General features: G+C 61.8%; 2 protein-coding genes. Both read right to left on the minus strand.

The genetic code is table 11. From position 1 onward, the window contains the following. Window positions 1–436, minus strand: a 436-nt coding sequence (locus NKJ75_RS32760; protein WP_352500760.1) for a hypothetical protein, incomplete at its 3' end; no start/stop codon positions are given. Continuing rightward, window positions 436–899, minus strand: a 464-nt coding sequence (locus NKJ75_RS32765; RefSeq protein WP_352500761.1) for a hypothetical protein, incomplete at its 5' end; no start/stop codon positions are given. The genes NKJ75_RS32760 and NKJ75_RS32765, both read right to left, overlap by 1 nt.

Below are 899 nucleotides of genomic sequence, written 5' to 3' on the forward strand. Positions count from 1 at the left end.
TTTCGGCATCGAAGACAACTTCGTCGTTGACCTCAAGACGGACCAGTTTGTAGCCGTCACCAAATGGATCATAGGCCAGCAGATACCCCATGGATGCGACCTGGCTCGCACCTTGGATCGGCACGAGCGCGACGCGGGAGAACGGGTCATTGTTGAGCCACCCAGTTCCGCCGACGTCGCTCAACCCCTGCAGTGAGGTCAACTTGACCTGCGTGTATCCTGATATGTTGGTGACCGTGGCGGCCCCGCCGATTACAGGAATGCCATCGACCTTGTAGGTTCCGACAACGATCGGGATCTGACGGCCGAGGACTGACGAAAAAGAAAAGGTCGGCGAGGCAGAAACCGGGTCTGGTTGCTTGGTGGTCTGCTCGGAACCCCAGCCGCCCCAAGATGACCCGACGTTCGACGAACCGGGCGTCGCAAACCAGACCATCAGCCGGCTCCCTGCAGCCGCAGGAAGCGCTGAATGCCGTCCGGAGTCCGGACTGCGACTGCCCTGTGCATCGCAACGATGTCGGTTCTCAAGATTGTCGCCGTTGCCAAAGGGTTAAGCGTCATCACGGTGATGCTGGCGTCGTCCAGCTTGAACAAGATTTTCATGAGACACGCTTCGCCGCGCGCAACGCGGTGGCCGATGCTGTCACCCTCGGTGCCGTCCGAAAAACGGCCGGGCGCCAGCCAGAGCGCGACGATGTCGCCCTCCTTCGGCTCCTCTAATGCTGACACCGACCACAAGGAGCCGGCCAAAACATCCCCCAGGCAATTGCCAGTGCCTTGCGCCTGGTAGAGTTCCGGGAAGCCTGGCGATGCCGGCGTCATGCGGGCGTGGGCGGCGGCGAGCTGATCGGCGGCGGAGCTCATGTGTCCACACCTGAGCTGTTCGGCCCGGCGGAACT

Source organism: Mesorhizobium sp. M0058 (assembly GCF_040323095.1).
GTDB lineage: Bacteria > Pseudomonadota > Alphaproteobacteria > Rhizobiales > Rhizobiaceae > Mesorhizobium.